The following is a 20,557-nucleotide window of genomic DNA, read 5'->3' as shown; positions in this document are numbered from 1 at the left end:
TCAGCGCAGCATCTGCTGCAGGGCACCGGCAATATCGGCGAAGGCGCCATTGAGATCCGGGCCTTGCGCGGCGGCCGTGCGGGCCAGCGGACGGCCCTGCGCGGCGACGATGATCTTCAGCGAACGCAACAGGCGTGCAGCGGCTTCGGCCTGCGGATGGCCGTCGCGCTGGGCGCGCAGCAGGGCCTGCACCGCCGGGTTGTCGAGATTGAGGTACAGCCGCGACGGCGCGCGCGACTCGATGCGCGCGGTGAACTGCCGGGCCAGGCGCAGCGCCGCCATCGACACACGCTTGTCGTTCTCGTCGTCTTCCAGCCGCTGCTTCAGTTCGGCTTCGCGGTCAGGCACCACCACCACCGGCAGTGCCTCGGGGCTGAAGCGTGCCGGCAGCAGCAGCTCCCCATCGCCGAGCTGCTCGCGCAGCCATGCCAGCTGCGCCTCATCAAGGCTGTCATCGGTGCGGAACAGCGCGCGGTTGCCCTGCTCGGTGCCGAGTTCGACCAGACGCAACCCCTTGGCCTGGGTCCAGCGCCGCAGGAACGGCACCACCGCATAGCGATGGCCGTGCGCCACCGGTACGCCCATTGCGCGGAACAGCATTTCCTCGAAGCCGCCGCCGTTGTCGAGAATCACGTGCACCGCGCCACGCGCCGGCAACGCGCTGGCCGGCAGGTCGCCCTGCGAGGTCGGCACGCGCACATGCTCCAGCAGCAGTTCGAACAGGCGGTCATCACACAGCGCCGCGCCCAGCAGCGCCTCGTTGTGGCGGCTCAGCACGCGCCGCCAGGCTTCCGGCTGCTGCCGCGCGACATCGGCCAGGCCATCGATCAGCGCTTCCAGCAATGCATGCTGCACGGCGCGGTACTGGTCGTCGCGCTGCAGGTCCTCGCGGCTGGCAGTGGGCGTCAGCCGCGAGGATTCAATCACACCGCCGATGAAGCCGGCCCACGGCGGCAGCAGGTCGCGCGCATCGTCGTCCAGCAGCATCCCGCGCACGAACACCGACAGGTTGCGGTTGTCACTGGTGCCGTACGTAGCGCCGTCCTGTACCCACAACATGCCTGTGGCATCGCTGTTGCCATCGGCACGCAACGGCATGGCCACGATGGGCTCGAAGTCGTGCTCGAAGCGCGCCGCGAACTGCAGCGCCTGGCGCCGCGCCTGCACCGGATGCACGGCGACCTCCCCCTGGCCGCGCCACGGCGGCGGCTCAGGGTTGAGCGCCTCGGCCCCGGCACCGATGAAAATCGGCTCGGACAGCAGCGCGCAGTAGCGGCCCAACACTTCGTGCAGGCGCGCTTCGTTGGCCAGCGGCAGGAAATCCGGATGCAGCTCCAGCTCCACCTCGGTACCGACCGCACGCGCCGGCATTTCGCTGACGGTGTACTGCTCGGCGTTGCTGGACACGTACAGGTGCCCCAGCTCCTGCGTCTGGTACGAGGTGGTGCGCACGCTGACCCTGCGCGCCAGCACGAACGCCGACAGGAAGCCGAGGCCGAACATGCCGATCAGGCCTTCATCGTCCTCGCCGCCCTGGCGCAGGCCACGGGTATAGCCAACGCCGACAGTGGCCAGGTAGTCATGGATCTCCTGACGGGTCAGGCCGGCGCCGGTATCGCTGATGCGCAGCACGCCAGCGGCGGCATCGACCTGCACCGAAATGCGCGAGGGCACCTCGACGCCAGGCTGTTCGATGCGGCGGCGGATGATCGAGTCGTGCGCGTTCTGCACCAACTCACGCAGCGCCACCACCGGGGTGGAATACAGGTGCTTGCCCAGCACCGTCATCAGTCCATTGAGATCGACCCCGGCGCGACGGATTTCGGCGTTGGGGGCGGTGAGCGCGGTGTCCTGCATGTAATCGGTTACTCCTGGGCACGGAAAGACGCCAGAGGGCGCCTTCGTCGAGCGGGAAAAACTAGCACAGGGAGGCTGACCGTTGCCGTGTTTGAGGTCGTATTCCAGATCCGCGCCAGTAGCGCCGGGCCATGCCCGGCAGGATGAACGACAACCGTCGCCGGGCATGGCCCGGCGCTACCGGCGCGGTCACGCCGCGTCGATGGCCTCGGACAGGCGCTCCACTGCGATCACTTCCATGCCCTTCACCGAACCACCCTTGGGCGCATTGGCCTTGGGCACGATGGCGCGCTTGAAACCATGGGTGGCGGCCTCACGCAGGCGGTCTTCGCCATTGGGTACCGGGCGGATTTCACCGGACAGGCCGACTTCGCCAAAGGCAATCGTCTTTTCCGCCAGCGGGCGGTCCTGCAGCGAGGACAGAACCGCCAGCAGCACCGGCAGATCGGCCGCGGTTTCCTGCACGCGGATGCCACCGACGACATTGACGAACACGTCCTGGTCGCCGACCAGCACGCCACCGTGGCGATGCAGTACCGCCAGCAGCATCGCCAGGCGGTTCTGCTCCAGGCCGACCGCGACACGGCGCGGGTTCGACAGCGGCGAGGCATCGACCAGCGCCTGCACCTCCACCAGCAGCGGCCGGGTGCCCTCGCGGGTGACCATCACGCAGCTGCCCGGCTGGTGGGTGCTGCCACCAGACAGGAAGATCGCCGACGGGTTGGAGACCTCCTTCAGGCCCTTGTCGCCCATCGCGAACACGCCCAGCTCGTTGACCGCACCGAAGCGGTTCTTGAAGGCGCGCAGCAGGCGGAAGCGACTGCCGCTCTCACCCTCGAAATACAGCACCGCATCGACCATGTGCTCCAGCACACGCGGGCCGGCGATGCCGCCCTCCTTGGTCACGTGGCCGACCAGGAACACGGCGGTGCCGGTCTCCTTGGCGAAGCGCACCAGACGCGCCGCGCTCTCGCGGACCTGGCTGACCGAACCCGGCGCAGCGGTCAGGCTCTCGGTCCACAGGGTCTGCACGGAGTCGGCCACGATCAGCCGCGGGCCGCCCTTGGACGCGTGCTGCAGGATCGATTCGACCCCGGTTTCGGCCAGCGCGTTGACGCCGTCCAGCGGCAGCTCCAGGCGATGCGCGCGGCCGGCCACCTGGGCCAGCGATTCCTCGCCGGTGACGTACAGCACCGGCAGCACGGCCGCCATCTTCGCCACCGCCTGCAGCAGCAGGGTCGACTTGCCGATGCCCGGGTCGCCACCAACCAGCACCACCGCGCCCTCGACCAGGCCACCGCCCAGCACGCGATCGAACTCGCCGATACCGGTCGAGACCCGGCGGTGCTCGGTCTGCTCCACGTCCTTCAGCGCGGTGATCTTCGGCGGGTCGATCTTGCCGGCCCAGCCGGCCCGGCGCGAGGCCGGTGCCTTGGCCGCCGCCGCGCTTTCCAACACGATTTCCGACAGCGAGTTCCAGGCATTGCACTCGGTGCACTGGCCCTGCCACTTGCTGAATTCGGCGCCGCATTCATTGCAGACGTAGGCGGTGCGGGCTTTAGCCATCGGATGATTTCCAGCAATGGGAACAGGCGTGGCAGGATAGCCGAGCCGGGTCGCAGCTGCTGCGACCGCTCAAGTCCCGCCCACCTGCGCCGATAGGGGTCGCGGGCGTGCGCCTTGCGGGCGCCCCTCCCTCCCCCACTGGATCCGACATGACTGGCAGTTACAGTCAGAGCCTGGTCACCATCTCCCTGCTGGTGGCCATTCTTGCTTCGTACACGGCGCTGGACATGGCCGGCCGGCTGGCCACGGCCGAAGGTCGTGTGGCGCGCTGGTGGCTGGCCGGTGGCGCGGCGGCGATGGGCCTGGGCATCTGGTCGATGCACTTCATCGGCATGCTCGCCTTCGACCTGCCGATCCCGGTCGGCTACGACCTCGGCATCACCCTGTACTCGCTGGCGGTGTCGATCGGCGCCTCGGCCTACGCCCTATGGCTGGTGTCGCGCCCCAGCCTGCCGTGGCGGCGGCTGCTGGCCGGCGCGGTGCTGATGGGCCTGGGCATCGCCACCATGCACTACCTGGGCATGGCCGCGATGCGCATGCAGCCGGGTATCGACTATCACCCAGGCTGGTTCGCCGCCTCGATCGCGGTCGCCATCGGTGCCGCCGGCGCCGCGCTATGGATCGCCTTCCGGCTGCGGGCCGAGCAGCGCAACACGCTGCGCCTGCGCGCCCTGGCCTCGCTGGTGATGGGCCTGGCCATCGTCGGCATGCATTACACCGGCATGGCCGCCGCACGTTTCCCTGAAGGCAGCATCTGCGGCGCGGTCGGCAGTGGCGGCATCGACACCCGCTGGCTGGCGGTGCTGGTGATCGTCACCACCGTGGCCACGCTGGGCATTGCTCTGGTCGCCTCACTGTTCGACCGGCAGATGCGCGTGCGCACCGGCCTGCTGGCCGATTCGCTGGCGCACGCCAACGACAAGCTGATCCAGGCCGCCCTGCATGACCCGTTGACCCAGCTGCCGAACCGCATGCTGCTGCAGGACCGCATCGAGCAGGCCATCGAGAAGGCGCGCCGTCGTGGCCGCGCGGTGGCGGTGATGTTCTGCGACCTGGACGGCTTCAAGGCGGTCAACGATGCCTACGGCCACCAATTGGGCGACCGCCTGCTGGTGGCGGTGGCACAGCGCATCGGCGGCCTGCTGCGGCCGCAGGACACATTCGCGCGCCTCGGCGGCGACGAGTTCGTGATCGTGCTGGCCATCGACATCCCGGACGACGCGGTGGTGGTAGCCGAACGCATCATCGCCGCCGCCGGCGAGCCGTTCACACTGGATGCGGCCGAACTGCAGGTCAGCGCCAGCCTCGGCATCGCCCTGTACCCGGATGACGCCAGCAACGAACGCGAACTGATGGCGCACGCCGATGCGGCGATGTACCACACCAAGGAAACCGGCCGGAACGGCTATACCTTCTTCACCCCGTCGATGCAGCTCAGCGCCAACCGCCAGCTGCGCCTGCTGCAGGACCTGCGCAAGGCGATCGCGCGTGACGAGCTGCTGCTGCACTACCAGCCGAAGTTCCCGGCCGCTGGCGCACCGGCTACCGGCGCCGAGGCGCTGCTGCGCTGGCAGCACCCGGAACTGGGCCTGCTGGCGCCGGATGTGTTCATTCCCATCGCCGAGCGCAGCGGCCTGATCCTGCCGATCGGCGACTGGGTACTGGACCGCGCCTGTGCGCAGCTGCGGGCATGGCACGAGGCCGGGCATACGGAATGGTCGATGGCGGTGAACCTGTCGCCGCTGCAGTTCGCCTCACCGGCGCTGCTGGACAGCGTGCGCGAGGTGCTGCAACGGCACCGGATCGAACCGGCGCGACTGACCCTGGAAATCACCGAGACCACGGCGATGAAGGATGTCGACGCCAGCCTGGCGATCCTCAACGACCTGACCGCGATGGGCGTGCATATCGCCATCGACGATTTCGGCACCGGCTACTCCAGCCTGCTGTACCTGAAGCGGATGCCGGCTACCGAACTCAAGATCGACCGCGCATTCGTGCATGACCTGGAACGCAACGACGAAGACGCCGCCATCGTGTCGTCGATCATCGCGCTGGGCCGCACCCTGCAGCTGCAGGTGGTGGCCGAAGGCGTGGAGACGCAGGCACAGCGTGAGTACCTGAGCGAACTGGGCTGTGACCAGTTGCAGGGTTATCACCTTGGCCGGCCTATGGATGCCGAAGAGTTCCTGCGCCGGGTGGCGGGGTAGAGCCGGCCGCTGGCCGGCTTCCCGCGATTGCCGGCCAGCGGCCGGCACTACCCATTCGCAGGCAAACAAAAAGGCCGCCCGAGGGCGGCCTTTCTGCGTGGCAACGTCGCGAAGACGTCAGTGCATCATGTGCACGTTCATGTTGTGCATGACCCACAGGGTACCGACCACGATGATGCCGATCACCACCACGGTGAAGGCCGCAGCGTTGACGTTCCAGCGGCTTTCCGAAGAGCGGTCCAGGTGCAGGAAGAACACCAGGTGGACCAGCATCTGCAGTACCGCGGTGATCGCGATCACCACACCGTTGACGGTGCGCGAGAAGTCGCCCGACATCACCATCCAGAACGGGATGACGGTCAGCACCACCGCCAGCACGAAGCCGATCAGGTACGACTTCACGCTGCCATGGCTTTCGCCGCCAGCGGCATGGTCGTGTGCATGGTTGTCATGTGCCATTACAGCGCTCCATTGAGGTAGACGACGGAGAACACGCCGATCCAGATCAGGTCCAGGAAGTGCCAGAACAGGCTCAGGCACGCCATGCGGGTCTTGTTGGTCGGGGTCAGGCCGTACTTCTTCAGCTGTACGAACATCACCAGCAGCCACAGCAGGCCGGCGCTGACGTGCAGGCCGTGGGTACCGACCAGGGCGAAGAACGCCGACAGGAAGGCGCTACGGTCCGGACCATAGCCCTGATGGATCAGGTGCTGGAATTCCCACACTTCCATGCACATGAAGCCGAAGCCCAGCAGCCAGGTGATGCCCAGCCACAGGTACATCTGACCCATCTGCTTGCGGTGCATGGCAATCATGCCCAGGCCGAAGGTCAGCGAGGAGGTCAGCAGCAGCGCGGTTTCCCATGCCACGAACGGCAGTTCGAACAGGTCCTTCGCGGTCGGGCCACCATCGGTACCGCCGGCCAGCACCACATAGGTGGCGAACAGCGAGGCGAAGATGAGGCAGTCGCTCATCAGGTACACCCAGAAACCGAAGACGGTGTTGCCGCCGGTGTCGTGGTGCTCGTGGTCGTCATGGCCATGGGCCGCCGCTTGCGCGGCGTGCCCGTGGCTCAGGGTCGAGGTATTGGTGCTCATGCCTTCAGCTCCGACTTCACCAGGCCCTGGGATTCCAGGTGCTTGCGGTGTTCGTTCTCGATGCGTTCCACCTCGGCGGCCGGGACCCAGTAGTCCACGTCCTGGTCGAAGGTGCGGTAGATGAACGTGGCAATCATGCCGACGAAGCCGACGATGGCCAGCCACCAGATGTGCCAGATCATCGCGAAGCCGAACACCAGGCTGAAGGCACCGATGACAACGCCCGTGCCGGTGTTGCGCGGCATGTGGATGTCGGTGTACTTGGCCGGCTTCGGCCAGGCTTCACCACGCTGCTTGCGCTCCCAGAAATCGTCCAGCTCGGTGACTTCCGGCAGGCTGCCGAAGTTGTAGAAGGCCGGCGGCGAAGAGGTTTCCCACTCCAGCGTACGGGCATCCCACGGGTCGCCGGTCAGGTCGGCGGTCTTCTTGCGGTCGCGGATCGACACGGCCACCTGGATGATCTGGCACAGGATGCCGGCACCCACGATGAAGGCACCTGCGGCAGCCACCAGCAGCAGCGGCTCGTAGGCCGGGTTGACGGTGCTCTGCAGGCGACGGGTCATGCCCATGAAGCCCAGCACGTACATCGGCATGAAGGTCACGTAGAAGCCGATGAACCAGCACCAGAACGCGCACTTGCCCCAGAACTCATTGAGGCGGAAGCCGAACATCTTCGGCCACCAGTAGGTGATGCCGGCGAACATGCCGAACACCACGCCGCCGATGATGACGTTGTGGAAGTGGGCGATCAGGAACAGGCTGTTGTGCAGCACGAAGTCGATGGCCGGGATCGCCAGCATCACGCCGGTCATGCCGCCGATGGTGAAGGTGACCATGAAGCCGATGGTCCACAGCACGGGCGTGGTGAACTGCACGCGACCGCGGAACATGGTGAACAGCCAGTTGAAGATCTTCACGCCGGTCGGGATCGAGATGATCATCGTCGTGATGCCGAAGAAGGCATTGACGTTGGCACCCGAACCCATGGTGAAGAAGTGGTGCAGCCACACGATGAACGACAGCACGCCGATGCAGGCGGTGGCGTAGACCATGCCCTTGTAGCCGAACAGCGCCTTGCGCGAGAAGGTCGCGATGACTTCGGAGAACACACCGAACGCCGGCAGCACCAGGATATAGACTTCCGGGTGACCCCAGATCCAGATCAGGTTGATGTAAAGCATGGCGTTGCCGCCACCGTCATTGGTGAAGAAGTGCGTACCCAGGTAACGGTCCAGGGTCAGCAGCACCAGGGTGATGGTCAGCACCGGGAAGGCCGCGACGATCAGCACGTTGGTCACCAGGGCGGTCCAGGTGAACACCGGCATCTGCATCAGCTTCATGCTGGGGGTACGCATCTTCAGGATGGTGATGAAGAAGTTGATACCGCTCAGCGTGGTACCCAGGCCTGCGACCTGTAGACCCCAGATGTAGTAGTCCATGCCTACGCTTGGACTGTATTCGATGCCCGACAGTGGCGGGAACGCCAGCCAGCCGGTGGCAGCGAACTCACCGATCCACAGCGACAGCATGATCAGCACCGCACCGGACACGAACAGCCAGAAGCTGAGCGAGTTGACGAACGGGAACGCGACGTCGCGCGCACCGATCTGCAGCGGCACGGCCAGGTTCATCAGGCCGGTGATCAGCGGCATCGCCACGAAGAAGATCATGATCACGCCGTGGGCGGTGAAGATCTGGTCGTAGTGGTGCGGCGGCAGGTAACCCTCGGACCCGCCGACGGCGAGCGCCTGCTGGGTACGCATCATGATGGCGTCGGAGAAACCGCGCAGCAGCATGACGAAGGCGACGATGAGGTACATCACGCCGATCTTCTTGTGATCCACCGAGGTGAACCACTCCTTCCACAGATAGCCCCACAGCTTGAACTTGGTGATCAGGGCCATCACGCCCAGGCCACCCAGAACTGCGCCGATCAACGTCGTCAGGACGATCGGATCGTGGGGGATCGACTCAATTGAGAGTTTACCCAACATGTTCATTCTCCCGAACCCGCGTGGCCGGCGTGACCGGCGGCGGCGTGTTCGTCAGCAGTGTGTCCGGCGTGTTCGGCCGGAGCGGCAGCGGCGTCGGCGTGGCCTTCGTGGCCCTCGTGACCCGCATGGGCATCGTGGCCTTCAGCAGCAGCACCGTCGGCCGGGGCCTTGTGCTCGTGCTTCATGCCGTAATGCTTGTTGTCGCCCATGTGCTTGGCCAGGACCCAGTCGAACAGGCCTTCTTCGGTCTTGCCGAAGTAGGTGACCGGATACCACTCGGCGTTGCGCGCATCACCCAGGGCCTTGAACGAAGCCTTGTCCAGGGTCTGATCGCCGGCGCGGACCTGGTCCAGCCACTGGCGGTATTCGGCATCGGTGACCGAGTAGGCGGTGAAGTGCATCTTGGCGAAGCCCGCGCCGCTGTAGTGCGAGGACATGCCCGGGAATTCACCGGTCTCGTTGGCGATCAGGTGGAGCTTGGTCTCCATCGCAGCCATCGAGTAGATCATGCTGCCCAGGTGCGGGATGAAGAAGGCATTCATCACCGTATCGGACGTGATCTTGAAGTTCAGCGGCGTGTTGACCGGGAACTTGATTTCGTTGACGACCGCCACCTTCTCTTCCGGATAGATGAACAGCCACTTCCAGTCCAGCGAGATCGCCTCGATGGTGACCGGCTTGACGTCCGATTCCAGCGGCTTGTACGGGTCCAGCGCGTGCGACGAACGCCAGGTCAGGACCGCCAGCACCAGCACGATCATGCAGGGAATGGACCACACCACCACCTCGATCGCCGTCGAGTGGGACCACTTCGGCTCGTAACGGGCCTTGGTGTTGGAGGCGCGATACTTCCACGCGAAGGTCAGGGTCATGATGATGACCGGGATGACGACCAGCAGCATGAGCACGGTAGCCGTGATCAGCAGGGTCTTCTCATCCTGGCCGATCTGGCCCTTCGGACTGAGGATGGCCACGGCATCGCAGCCGGTGAGCATCACCAGCAACGACAGCAGCAGGCCCGGGCGCAACCAGCGCCCAAGGGTTTTCAACGGAATCATCGGTCGATCCAATTGCGAGGGAATGCCGTTCCCCGTCCTGCCTGTTCCGGCCAAAGCCGGTCCCACCTGTCCGGAAGACAGGCAGGGAGGTGGGGTCGAGTCAGCCTTTCAATTTTAGGCCGTCACGCACCATTTAAGAAAGGCATTGACAATGATCGAGCGCAGGAAAGGCCTGATTCTGACTGCGACACGTTGTCGCACTGCGCGGCATGGCGGGCAGAACGCCCGAGCGCAGCATGCTGGTATCGGGCGATGGCGGGGGCTCCGACCGGGTTCGGCAAAGTCGACTGAACATGTTCAGGCATCCCTGCGAAGGCAAGGCGTGGGATGCTCGGCACAGGAGGAAGGTGCATGGACAAGATCGACTTCAAGAAACGCGACCGGGCGCTGTACCAGCCGCCGGCAGGCCACTTCGTTCCGGTGCAGGTGCCGCCCCTGCCCTACCTGATGGCCGACGGCCGCGGCGACCCGAACAGCGCGCCAGCCTATCTGGAGGCGGTGCAGTGGCTGTACGCGGTGAGCTATGCACTTAAGTTCGCGTTGAAAGCGGAGGAGCAGGACTACGTGGTGCCGCCCTTGGAAGCGCTGTGGACCGCCGAGGATCCCGCCAGCTTCGTGGCACGCCGCAAGGATGAGTGGGTGTGGACGGTGATGATCCGTACGCCGGGAGGGATCAGTCCAGAGCAGCTGGAAGCGGCCCTCGGCAAGGCGCGGAAGAAGCTGGGTGAGGCGCCGGCCAGCCTTCGCCATGAAACGCTCGAGGAAGGTCTCTGCCTGCAGACCCTGCATGTGGGTGCCTACGATGACGAGGGGCCGATCCTGGCGCATCTTCATGACGAGCTGATGCCTGCACTGGGATATGCCTTTGCCGGCCCCCATCACGAGATCTACCTGAGCGACCCGCGCAGGACCGAAGCTGCTCGGTTGAAGACCGTGCTGCGGCAGCCGGTGCGCTTGCGCTCTGGTAAGGGCTCACGCCCATGACACAAGGAACGCCATGCGCCTGATTGCCAGACTGCTGCACTGGACCACCCTGCCCGCTGGGCGCCGTGTGATGGCTGTGCTCGGTACCGTGCTGGTGATCGTGCTGGCCTGCAATCCGGATCTGCTGCCGTTGTTGCCGGTGGTGGATGCGCTGGGGCTGGATGTGCTGGCGCTGTTGCTGGGTGCACAGGTGATGGCGATGCTGCCGTGGTTGCGGGAGCGGGCCGCACGCGGGACCAGAATGCTTGCACGCCTCCTGATCGGCGCATCGGCGGGAGCAGCGGGTGGTTATCTCCGGCAGCTCGGCTGGTGGCTGGCAAGGGGTGCGGGGATCGTTGGACGTGAATGAAGGTGTGTTTGCATCGGTGACGTTGCCGACCGACCTTTCCCTTCGGGCACAAACAGAAAGCCCCGGCAACGGCCAGGGCTTCCTGTTGATGTAACTGCTCGTCTTGCGTGGAGTGCGTCTAGAACGCGGTCGGACCGATTTGAATCACACCATCATGGGTCAATGCGAGACGGATCCTGGTTCTGCCACCCGCCGTGACCACGTGGGAAATCTCGCGCCTGTGCGCCGATTCATCCCCCCACGAACAGAGCCCTTTACCCGCGAAACTTGCGCTGACAATGCGATTGCCGGCAGGCACAGACAGCGAGACAGACTCTCCCCGCTGCAGATGGGCTGCCAGGGTGCCGTCGATATACAGCGCAAGCGGGCACGCCCCACCAACCGCGCCGACGTCGCGCGTAACGATGACCTGTCCGGAAGCACTGTCCCCCATCCCATTGAAGGCGAAAATCCGCTCGGCAGGCACCGGCTGCGCCTGTTCGGAGCTGATCTGGCGGGTTGCACAGCCGGCAAGAACGACGCACGCAATCAGACTCACCACGATCTTCTTCATGACATCCCCTGTTGATTGAAACTGACTTGCCCAGTCCAGCGCCGCAAGCAATCCACCTCGGCAATGGTAATGACCCCGACCAAGCAGGTACATGCCCGCAGTTCCATCGGACGCTGGCGCTGGCCTTGGGGCCCGCGCCCGTCAGCACAACCCAAACAAAAAGCCCCGACCAAGGCCGGGGCTTTTCATTACAACTGGTGCCGGAAACAGGAGTCGAACCTGCGACCTACGCATTACGAATGCGCCGCTCTACCAACTGAGCTATTCCGGCGGAGCCCGCGATTTTACGGGCTGGGCGCCCCGGCGGTCAATCCACCCGGCTCAGCCCGCCTGTACCCGGTTGGCGCAGGGCCGGCCGGCGGCGAAGTCCTGCAGGTTGCCCAGCGTGATCGCCGAGATCTCCTGCAGCGCCTCCACGGTGAAGAAGCCCTGGTGGCCAGTCACCAGTACGTTGGGGAAGGTCATCAGGCGCTGGAAGGCCTCATCGTCGATGATCTCGCCGGAAAGGTCCTGGAAGAACAACGCGCTCTCCTGCTCGTACACATCGATGGCCAGATGACCCAGCCGGCGCGACTTCAGCGCGCGGATCACCGCATGGGTATCGACCAGTGCGCCACGCGAGGTGTTGACCAGCATCGCGCCCGGCTTCATCCGCGCCAGTGATGCATCATTGATCAGGTGATGGGTCTCAGGCGTCAGCGGGCAATGCAGCGACACGATGTCGGCACGCGCCAGCAGTTCATCCAGCCCGACCATTTCGCCGATACCGCCGAACGCGGATGACGGATAAGGATCGTGCCCCAGCACGATGCAGCCCATGCCCCTGAAGATGCGCGCGGTGGCCAGCCCGATCTTGCCGGTACCCACAATGCCAACCGTGCGGCCATGCAGGGTGCGTCCGAGCAGGCCATCCAGCATGAAGTTGCCCTCGCGCACACGGTTGTAGGCACGATGGGTCTGCCGGTTGAGGGTCATCACCAGCGCCAACGCATGCTCGGCCACCGCCTCCGGGGAATAGGCCGGTACGCGTGCGACGAACAGATCCAGCGCTTTCGCGGCTGCCAGGTCCACATTGTTGAAGCCGGCGCAGCGCAGCAGTACGGCCCGCACGCCCAACGCATGCAGCGCGCGCAGAACCGGCGCGTCGAGACGGTCATTGACGAACACGCATACGGCTGCGCAATCCTGCGCCAGCGCGGCCGTGTGCACGTCCAGCGCCACATCGAAGTACACGAACGCAAAGCCGTCCCCAGCCGCATCGCGCTGGTTCGCCTCCTCAAGGAAACGGCGATCGTAAGGGCGGGCGCTGAAGACGGCGATCTGCATGAAAGAGCCTGGATGGAATGCCACGCCGACCATACCGCAGCAACACACCCTCTGGGGATGGCACCGGCGATGCAGGCATCGCCGGTACCGTGTACCACTTAGAACCTGTAGCCCAGCCCCAGCATCACGCCATTCTGGATCTGCCCGTCGCGGCGCTCGCCCACATAGTCGGCCATGATCGAGAGACGCTCGCTGGCGCGGCTGGTCACACCCAGGTTCCAGGCCAGCACCTGCTCGCCCACGCGCTGGCTGCTGGCGCCGAACACCAGATCCGGTGCCGCGGCGAAGCCGGTGCTGTAGCGGGCCCGCGAATCGCCCAGCTCCTTCTGCCAGACCACCCGGGCGCGCGGCGTGATGCGCTCGCCGTTGTTGCCCTCGAAGGTCTTGAACAGCTGCAGGCCTGCGCCCACGCGGATGCTCTCCAGGCTGCCGCTGCGACCTACCAGCGCACCGGCACCCTGCCCTTCATTGAAACGGGTGGCCGAGGTGCGCGCGTAGTCCACCACCGGCAGCAACGGCTGGATCACCAGCCCCTTGCCGGTGGTGAACGAGAACGCATGTTCAACACGCGCGGAGATCGCATCGTTGCTGTACCTGGCGCGCAGGGGCTGCTGCAGGCCATCGATACCGCCGATGCTGCGACGGGTGTCGTGGCGCAGGTCGGTGTAGCGCACCGCTGCCGACAGGTAGCCACGCGAATAGGTCGCATCCAGGTAGCCGCCCACGTCCAGCGCGCGCACATCGCCGGTGAACCCGGAGCCGTCACTGGCCTTGGTCGACATATCGGCCGCGGCCACGCTGGCGCCCAGGGTGACGCGGTCATCGGCCACGCGGGTGTCGGCACCGATCACGATGCCGCCGATGGTGTGGCTCAGGCCGGCCACGCCACCGTCAGCATCGATGCGGCCATGGCTGGCGAAACCGCGCGCCCAGATGCCATGGCTGCGTCCAGCATCACCGCTGCCCGCAACGCTTCCCGACGCCGGCTCGACCAGGTGCATCGCCAGCTGGTTGAACAGGCTGCCATGACGCATGCCCGGCTGGGAGGAGACCGACTGTGCCACCTGCGAGGCCAGGCCATCGGCATCACCGCCGCTGCGCATGGCCGACTGATGCTGTTGCACGACGTTGCCGATGCTGCCCACCAGCGCAGTGTCGGCCAGGCGCAGGCTGGCGTGCGCATCACCGCGCAGGGCGCCGGCCTGTTGTGCGATCACATCACGGTCGGCGAACTGCAGCGCACCGAGCAGCGACTTCAGGCCGTTGTCCTGGCGATCGGAAGCGGTCGCCAGCGCGCGCCCCAGGCCATCGCCGGAGGTGCCATTAGCGAACAGCCCCACCTGGTCGAAGCCGGGGTTGGCGGTCAACCACAGACCGTCAGCGGTCTGCTTCACGTTGAAGCTCAGCAGCGAGTTGTGGCGCGGGCGGAACACATCACCGCCAGTGATGCTGGCACTGTAGCCGGTGTCGCCCAGGCGTACAGCCTCTTCGAAACCGCCCTGGTAGATCGGCCCCTGCACCAGGTCACGACGGAAATCCTGGCCGTAGTAGCCCTGCGCCACGTTCAGTTCAAGGAAGGCGCCCTTGGAAATCACCAGCGCACCGTCGTTCACCTTGCCACTGGACTGATCAAAGAAGCTGCCCACGCGTATGCGACCACTGCCAGTGCCACCGTTCTCGGTCACGTCGAACAGCACCTTGCCGCCCGGCATGATGTTGACGTAGCCATGGGTGACCAGATCGCCGCCGCGTGGCATCAGTGTCCCGAACACGCGCAGGCGGTTGAAGCCGTCCTCACGCCAGGACGGACGGGTGCCGCTGATCAGTGCGCTGAATTCCGTCGCGGTACCGGCCACATCACCATGGCCAACCAGCATGCCCGCGCCCAGCACCCGCACTTCCGGTGCTCTCAGGGCGCCCCCCTCCAGTGCGATGGTGCCGTTGTCGACCAGCATGAAGTCGGCACCGGTGGTCGCGGAGGTACGCCAGGTGGCGCCATTGCTGACGCGGATCACGCCCATGGAATTGTCGAGCGTGGACACGTCCAGATCAGCCAGGCGCAGCCTCGACAGCAGCGCAGCCTTGTAGAGCGGATCGTTCTGGTAGCTCTGCACCGATCTCGAGCCAATACCCTGCGGCCCATTGCCAGACGCGTTGTAGATGCCCTGCGCCAGACTGATGTAGGCCGACGATATGTTGGTATTCCACCGTGCGAAATCATCATCGACGAAGGTCTGCAACTGGCGCCCGGTGCGCAGGTAGCCGGGGTTGATGTCGCCGCTCACATTCACAGTCACGTTGAGGGTGTCACCCGGATCGCGGTAACCGTTCGCGGTGATGATCCTGTTGCTGTAGATGTCCTGCCCGGGGAACGACTCCTGCTTGGTTCCGCTGCCATCCGGATCGAAGGTGACCGAAGGACCGGTGCCACGGGCCGGATCGCGGAACACCAGCAACCCGTTCGGTTGCACCACTTCATACATGGCCTTGTGCAGCAGCCCGGCATCCATGCCGCCGCCGTAGTTGCCGGTATAGATCTGGGTCATGCGCGGCGACGGTGTGTAGATCACCTTGCCGCCGCTGCTGGCCGCGTGGATCTGCACCGAGTCGATGATCGGCAGGTCGCCGGCCAGATAGCGCTCGACGCCACCGGACTGCATGATCGAGCAGGACGAAATGCAGTGACCGGACACGATGGTGTTCAGGCCGGAGGTGCGGATCACCCCCTGCAGCCACTCGCCGGCGATCAGCGCGCCACCATTGGAGGTGCGCAGCACCACCTCGCGGATCGGCCGGCCCTCGGCCTGCGCCTTGGCCAGCAACGCCGGCAGCGACACCACGTCTGCATAGGTCACGCCGCCGCTCAGGAAGATGCGGTCGCCCTGCACGTGATAACTCATTGCCATGACGTCATCAGCCGCCATGATGGCGCCAATGCCAAGCAGCCCGGCCAGGGCCAGGCTCAACTTCGAATGCTTCATACGTTCTCTCTCCACCCGCAACACGCGGGTAGAGAGTCAAACGTCGGAACGGCCCGATCTCCCCCAGCATGCCAGGCCACTGAAGATGAATGCATTCACAATGAGAGCCCGAGCGACATGCACTCTTCCCCATCAGGTCATCGTCGCGTAAAACTCGATGACGCATTCTCCACAGCCAGCCGAGGCCAGCCCTGTCCGCCCCGTCCCCCCTGATCCATCGCGCATCGGACCTGCCCGTGCCCGCGGACGCCTTCATCGCGTTCGTACGCGAAGAACGCACGCCGCTGTGCGCGTTCCTGCGCACTCGGGGGGTCGGGCCGGAGGATGCGGAGGATATCGCGCAGGACTGCATGGAGCGGTTGATCCGTTATCGCGCGCACGGGCCCGACGAGCTGCGCCTGCTGCTGTATCGTATCGCCCGCAACCGCCTGGCGGATCGCGGCCGCTCGCCGCAATCGCGACCGCACCTGTCATTGGCCGAGCATGATGGCAGCGACGAGCCCACCAGCCAGTCGCCCGATCCATTGCGCCAGGCCGAGTCCGGGCAGATGCTGTCCCTGCTGCGGCAGGCCCTGTTCAAACTGCCCGAGCGCGCGCGCGAGGTGTACCTGCTCAACCGGATCACCGGCATGAGCTATACGCAGATCGCGCGGCACTGTGGAATCACCGCCAAGACCGTGGAAAAACATATTGCCCGTGCCCTTCAGGGCCTGCGTCAGGAGCTGGGACCGGACCCGCTGCATCACGACAGGGACGCCGAATGAGCCGCCTCCGGCACAAGGAAGATGCCTCGCTGTACGAACGTGCCAGCGACTGGGTGGCACGCCTGGAAGCCCCGGATTGCACCGCGGCCGAGCGCGAGTCATTCGAAGACTGGTTGGCTGAAGATCCTGCCCATGTCAAAGCCTGGGTACAGGCCGAGACGCTGTTCCAGCAGGGCGAGACGCTGGGCTCCGACCCGTGGCTGCGCACTGCGGCCGCGCGCGTGGCGCGGCCTGCACGCCGCCGCCTGTTGCCCGGCCTGGCCGCAGCCGCCGGCATCTGTCTGGCGATCGGCATCGGCTGGATGATTGCGCTGGATGGCAATCCGACACCGCAGCTGTATGCCAATGACACCCGTCTGCCGCGCCAGTTGACCCTGGCCGACGGCAGCCTGGCCACCCTCGACGCCGGCACCACGCTGCGCGCGCGCTTCGGCTGGCGTCATCGCGATCTGGAACTGGAACGCGGACGTCTGCAACTGCAGGTCGCGCCGTCGAGCAAGGCGCTGCAGCTGCGTGCCGGCGACAGCACCATCCGCGACATCGGCACCACCTTCCAGGTCGAGCGCCTGCGCGATGGACTGGTTGAAGTGGCATTGCTGGAAGGTGCGGTTGAAGTCAGCAACGGCACGGCCCAGCACATGCTGGCGCCCGGCCAGCAGCTGCAGGTATTGCCCTCCGGCCGCATCCAGCCTGGCCCGGCGTTGTCCTCCACCGTGGCGGCCGAAGGTTGGCTGCGCGGAAAACTGGTGTTCGATGCCACACCGTTGTCGATCGTGGTCGAACGCATGAACCGCTATGGCCGGACGCCACTGGTGATTGTCGACCCGGAGATCACCGATCTGGCGGTAAGTGGAACGTTCCGCGCAGGCGACGCACAGGAGTTGCTGTCCGCGCTGGAACTGGGATGGTCCGTCGCTGGCCAGACGCGCCCGGATGGCGCGCTGGAACTGCGTCGCACCTACTGAGAGGTGCCAGCCATGGCAGCAGGTCCGGGCGCGCGGCAGTGGGGGCTGCTCCGCCCCCTGCTGTACCTGGCGCTGCTGGCGGCCGTGCTGCCGGTGGCCAGCGCCGGTGAAGCGGCAGGCACGCGTGATTACCATATCGGTGCTGGCCCATTGCCGTCGGCGTTGCAGCAGTGGGCACGACAGAGCGGCATCGCCCTGCTGTTCGACGCCCGCGAGCTCAGTGGGCTGCACAGCGATGGGGCCAACGGCCAGGCAGACCCTGCCACGGCCCTGAAACAACTGGTCGCCGGCATGCCGGTGAATGTCCTGCGTACGCCGTCCGGCGGTTTCGTCATCCGACGCATCCGAGTGGCCCCCGCGCCCGCAGCAGCGACATCTCCTGCAACGCCCGTGGCCGGCCCGCGCACGGCACCGGAGCGCCCGCCGCAGGTGGAACTGGCACCAATCCATGTCACTGGCAGCCGCCTGCCACGCACCTCGGTACAGACCACCCTGCCGGTGACAACGATCGATCGCGCCGACATCCTGCGCAGTGGCTACGGCAGCCTGTTCGACCTGCTGCGCCATCTGCCCGGAATGAACGGCCTTCCTGCGATGAGCAGCGCTCGCAGTGGTGATTCGCAGTACCTGCCGGTGGGAGCCGCGGCCACCACCAGCTTCGATGGCATGGGGCCACGTGCAACATTGTTCCTGGTCAACGGCAGGCGACTGCCGCGCTACCCGATGGTGTCGCTGGAACAGGGCGGGCTGACCGACCTGGGCGGCATTCCCCTGAGCTTCGTCGATCGCATCGAACTGGTCCGCGGTGGTGCCTCCGCCATCTACGGTGCCGACGCGATGTCCGGAGTGGTCAACATCATCCTGCGCGACCAGGCCGATGGTCCCGAAGCGATGCTGCAGACCGGGCTGAGCAGCCGTGGCGACGCCGGCCAGTACCGTGTCCAGATGGCCACCGGCGGGCTGCGCGAAGGCGGTGACCGCTGGTTTGCAGGCCTTGACCTGCACCGGGTCGAGCATGTGGCCGGTGATCGCCGCGACTGGCATGCAGAAACCTCGCTGTATCCGATCGGCGCGATCTTCGGCAACTGGTATCTGCCGGCCCGGCGCTGCGAGCCTCCACTGAAGCGGCGCGAGGATGGCTGCTGGTTCGACAGTGCGCGCCCGCGTTCGTTGCAACCCGCCTCGGATACCGCTTCGGCCTACCTGCATTACCGGCATGAACGCGGCGAAGGACGCTATGCCTATGTCGAAGCGCGCGCCAACCACAACCGGCAGCGCTTCGATCTCGGCCCCACCGCCATCGCCGTGGTCTCGCGCGGAATCACCTTCAACAGCGTCTTGCATGAAGCAGGCAATGTGCGCCCCAGCGTTCGCGCCACCGATGCAGATATCACCTTCGGTCTCGGCCGTGACCAGGGCCGACGCAGCTGGGAAGCGGGAATCAGCTCGCAACGCAGTGACGTCACGCTGTCCACGGCAGGCACCGTGCGTGCGACCCGGCTCCTGGAAGCGACGCAGGCCCGCAGATTCACCCCTGGCTTCGACGCACCACCAGCAGCCGAGGTGGAAACGCTGTTCCCGTCCATCCGCAACCGCGGACGTACCGAACAGTGGCAGGGCTGGTGGGGCATGCAGCGCGAACTGATGCCGCTGCCTGGCGGCCCCGCGCAGCTGGCCACCGGCATCGACCTGCGCCATGAACGCTGGACGTCGCGTCCCGATGCGCTGCTCAGCCAGGGTGACCTCGCATTGGGCCTGCCACAGCAGCAACGTCGCCTGTCGCGGCAGAGCAGCGGCGTCTACGCCGAACTCGGCCTGCCGCTTGCGCCCACGCTGCGCGCGGACCTGGCCGCTCGCTGGGATCGTGATGGCGGTTTCATGGCGTTCTCGCCACGGGCCGGCCTGCGCTGGAGCCCGACACCGCAGTGGTCGTTCCTGCTGGCCAGCGGACGCGGCTACCGCGCTCCCAGCCTGTTCGAACAGCGGCGACCGCCCGGCTACTTCGGCTCGATCACGCTGCCCGCCTCCAGCGCGCTGCCGGAATGCGCGATGACCATCAGTGATGGTCGTTGCAGCGTCACCGCCGAGGTGGTGGAGAACGACGCGTTGAAAGCAGAGCGCTCGCGCAGTCATTCGCTGGCCGCCAGCTGGACACCCAACGACACTTTTTCGGTGTCGCTGACCCACAACATCGTCGAGCTGCGCAACGAGATTCTGGCGCTGCAGCCATCCGACGCAGTCTGGAACCGCAGCACCTGGCAGCTGGACGAAGACGGACACCTGAGCAGCCTGCGCCTGTCGTTCGACAACATCGGCCGCACCACGTCCCGCAACTGGGTGCTGCGCAGCGAGTACCGCATCGATGCCGGCAGCAACGGCCAGTGGCTGTTCTCGGTTGATGCGCTGAAGCAGCAGGAACTGCGTCGGCGACGCGATCATGAACCCGCGGTGGACCTGCGCGGCCATGTTACGCCGGAGATCGCCGCCGTGCTGAACGTGCAATGGCAGAACAGCAATTGGGATATCGCGCTGCGTGGCAACCAGACCGGACGCACGCGCGCGTGGCTGCCCGGTGCCGAGTGCCCGCAGGAGCAGATCGAACTGAGCCACTGCATGAACCCGCGGCAGCTGCGCTGGAACCTGCACCTCGCACGCCGGCTGGGGCCTCGCCTTGTCGCCGCGCTGGACGTGCACAACGTGCTCGACACGCAGCCGGTGAACTATCTGGTCGGCAACGGCGGGCAGATGCCGGGGCTGGACGACCCACTCGGCCGCTACTATCTGCTGACCCTGCAATTCCGCTGAAGCGTAGTAACCTACGCGCCCTGTTCCACCGGTCTGCCACCTCCACCC

Annotated in this window: 15 protein-coding genes and 1 tRNA gene; 6 read left to right on the top strand and 10 right to left on the bottom strand. The window is 65.9% G+C overall.

Annotation, left to right across the window (positions count from 1 at the left end):
- Complete coding sequence (locus SMAL_RS05890; RefSeq protein WP_012510430.1) at positions 1 to 1,857, bottom strand: ATP-binding protein; 1,857 nt, start codon at positions 1,855 to 1,857, stop codon at positions 1 to 3.
- 189 nt (positions 1,858 to 2,046) lie between these two features.
- Positions 2,047 to 3,423 carry a DNA repair protein RadA gene (gene radA / locus SMAL_RS05885; protein WP_004148820.1) on the bottom strand — a complete coding sequence of 459 codons (1,377 nt, stop codon included), beginning with the start codon at positions 3,421 to 3,423 and terminating at the stop codon, positions 2,047 to 2,049.
- A 149-nt stretch (positions 3,424 to 3,572) separates the two neighbouring features.
- Here radA and SMAL_RS05880 point away from each other — a divergent pair, with 149 nt between their 5' ends.
- Complete coding sequence (locus SMAL_RS05880) at positions 3,573 to 5,633, top strand: putative bifunctional diguanylate cyclase/phosphodiesterase (protein WP_012510429.1); 2,061 nt, start codon at positions 3,573 to 3,575, stop codon at positions 5,631 to 5,633.
- A gap of 117 nt (positions 5,634 to 5,750) precedes the next feature.
- Here the strand turns inward: SMAL_RS05880 and cyoD are convergent, their stop codons facing one another.
- The 4 genes from cyoD to cyoA are packed head-to-tail and all read right to left on the bottom strand — an operon-like array spanning position 5,751 to position 9,782.
- The gene (cyoD, locus tag SMAL_RS05875) at positions 5,751 to 6,092 is read right to left on the bottom strand and encodes a cytochrome o ubiquinol oxidase subunit IV (protein WP_004148769.1); all 342 of its coding nucleotides are present in this window, start codon (positions 6,090 to 6,092) and stop codon (positions 5,751 to 5,753) included.
- Positions 6,092 to 6,730, bottom strand: a complete 639-nt coding sequence (gene cyoC / locus SMAL_RS05870; protein ID WP_012510428.1) for a cytochrome o ubiquinol oxidase subunit III — start codon at positions 6,728 to 6,730, stop codon at positions 6,092 to 6,094. The genes cyoD and cyoC overlap by 1 nt, the downstream gene beginning before the upstream one ends.
- The gene (gene cyoB, locus SMAL_RS05865) at positions 6,727 to 8,724 is read right to left on the bottom strand and encodes a cytochrome o ubiquinol oxidase subunit I (protein WP_012510427.1); all 1,998 of its coding nucleotides are present in this window, start codon (positions 8,722 to 8,724) and stop codon (positions 6,727 to 6,729) included. Before cyoB ends, cyoC begins: the two co-directional genes overlap by 4 nt.
- A gap of 2 nt (positions 8,725 to 8,726) precedes the next feature.
- Complete coding sequence (gene cyoA, locus SMAL_RS05860) at positions 8,727 to 9,782, bottom strand: ubiquinol oxidase subunit II (protein ID WP_012510426.1); 1,056 nt, start codon at positions 9,780 to 9,782, stop codon at positions 8,727 to 8,729.
- 351 nt (positions 9,783 to 10,133) lie between these two features.
- Here cyoA and SMAL_RS05855 point away from each other — a divergent pair, with 351 nt between their 5' ends.
- Positions 10,134 to 10,766 (top strand): GyrI-like domain-containing protein, encoded by a 633-nt coding sequence (locus SMAL_RS05855; protein ID WP_012510425.1) that lies wholly within the window; start codon positions 10,134 to 10,136, stop codon positions 10,764 to 10,766.
- Between the two features lie 13 nt (positions 10,767 to 10,779).
- Positions 10,780 to 11,115: a hypothetical protein gene (locus SMAL_RS05850; RefSeq protein ID WP_012510424.1), complete on the top strand. Its 336-nt coding sequence runs from the start codon at positions 10,780 to 10,782 to the stop codon at positions 11,113 to 11,115.
- Positions 11,116 to 11,233: 118 nt separating this feature from the next.
- On the opposite strand, the gene SMAL_RS05845 is transcribed toward SMAL_RS05850, so the two are convergent.
- The 4 genes from SMAL_RS05845 to SMAL_RS05830 form a co-directional block, all read right to left on the bottom strand.
- A complete protein-coding gene (locus tag SMAL_RS05845) occupies positions 11,234 to 11,668 on the bottom strand; it encodes a putative periplasmic lipoprotein (protein WP_012510423.1) in 435 nt (144 codons plus the stop codon).
- Between the two features lie 195 nt (positions 11,669 to 11,863).
- Positions 11,864 to 11,939, bottom strand: a tRNA-Thr gene (locus SMAL_RS05840).
- Between the two features lie 50 nt (positions 11,940 to 11,989).
- On the bottom strand, positions 11,990 to 12,994 hold the full coding sequence (locus SMAL_RS05835; protein WP_012510422.1) for a 2-hydroxyacid dehydrogenase: 1,005 nt from the start codon (positions 12,992 to 12,994) through the stop codon (positions 11,990 to 11,992).
- 98 nt (positions 12,995 to 13,092) lie between these two features.
- Positions 13,093 to 15,975 (bottom strand): autotransporter outer membrane beta-barrel domain-containing protein, encoded by a 2,883-nt coding sequence (locus tag SMAL_RS05830; RefSeq protein ID WP_012510421.1) that lies wholly within the window; start codon positions 15,973 to 15,975, stop codon positions 13,093 to 13,095.
- 236 nt (positions 15,976 to 16,211) lie between these two features.
- Here SMAL_RS05830 and SMAL_RS05825 point away from each other — a divergent pair, with 236 nt between their 5' ends.
- The 3 genes from SMAL_RS05825 to SMAL_RS05815 are packed head-to-tail and all read left to right on the top strand — an operon-like array spanning position 16,212 to position 20,509.
- Positions 16,212 to 16,739, top strand: a complete 528-nt coding sequence (locus tag SMAL_RS05825) for an RNA polymerase sigma factor (RefSeq protein WP_012510420.1) — start codon at positions 16,212 to 16,214, stop codon at positions 16,737 to 16,739.
- Positions 16,736 to 17,704 carry a FecR family protein gene (locus tag SMAL_RS05820; protein WP_012510419.1) on the top strand — a complete coding sequence of 323 codons (969 nt, stop codon included), beginning with the start codon at positions 16,736 to 16,738 and terminating at the stop codon, positions 17,702 to 17,704. The genes SMAL_RS05825 and SMAL_RS05820 overlap by 4 nt, the downstream gene beginning before the upstream one ends.
- 12 nt (positions 17,705 to 17,716) lie before the next feature.
- Entirely contained in the window at positions 17,717 to 20,509 is a 2,793-nt protein-coding gene (locus SMAL_RS05815) for a TonB-dependent receptor (RefSeq protein WP_004148532.1), read from the top strand.
- The last annotated feature ends 48 nt before the right edge of the window (positions 20,510 to 20,557 follow it).

Origin of the sequence: Stenotrophomonas maltophilia R551-3 (assembly GCF_000020665.1) — a bacterium.
Lineage (GTDB): Bacteria > Pseudomonadota > Gammaproteobacteria > Xanthomonadales > Xanthomonadaceae > Stenotrophomonas > Stenotrophomonas maltophilia_L.
This window is presented reverse-complemented; position numbering and strand designations above follow the sequence as displayed.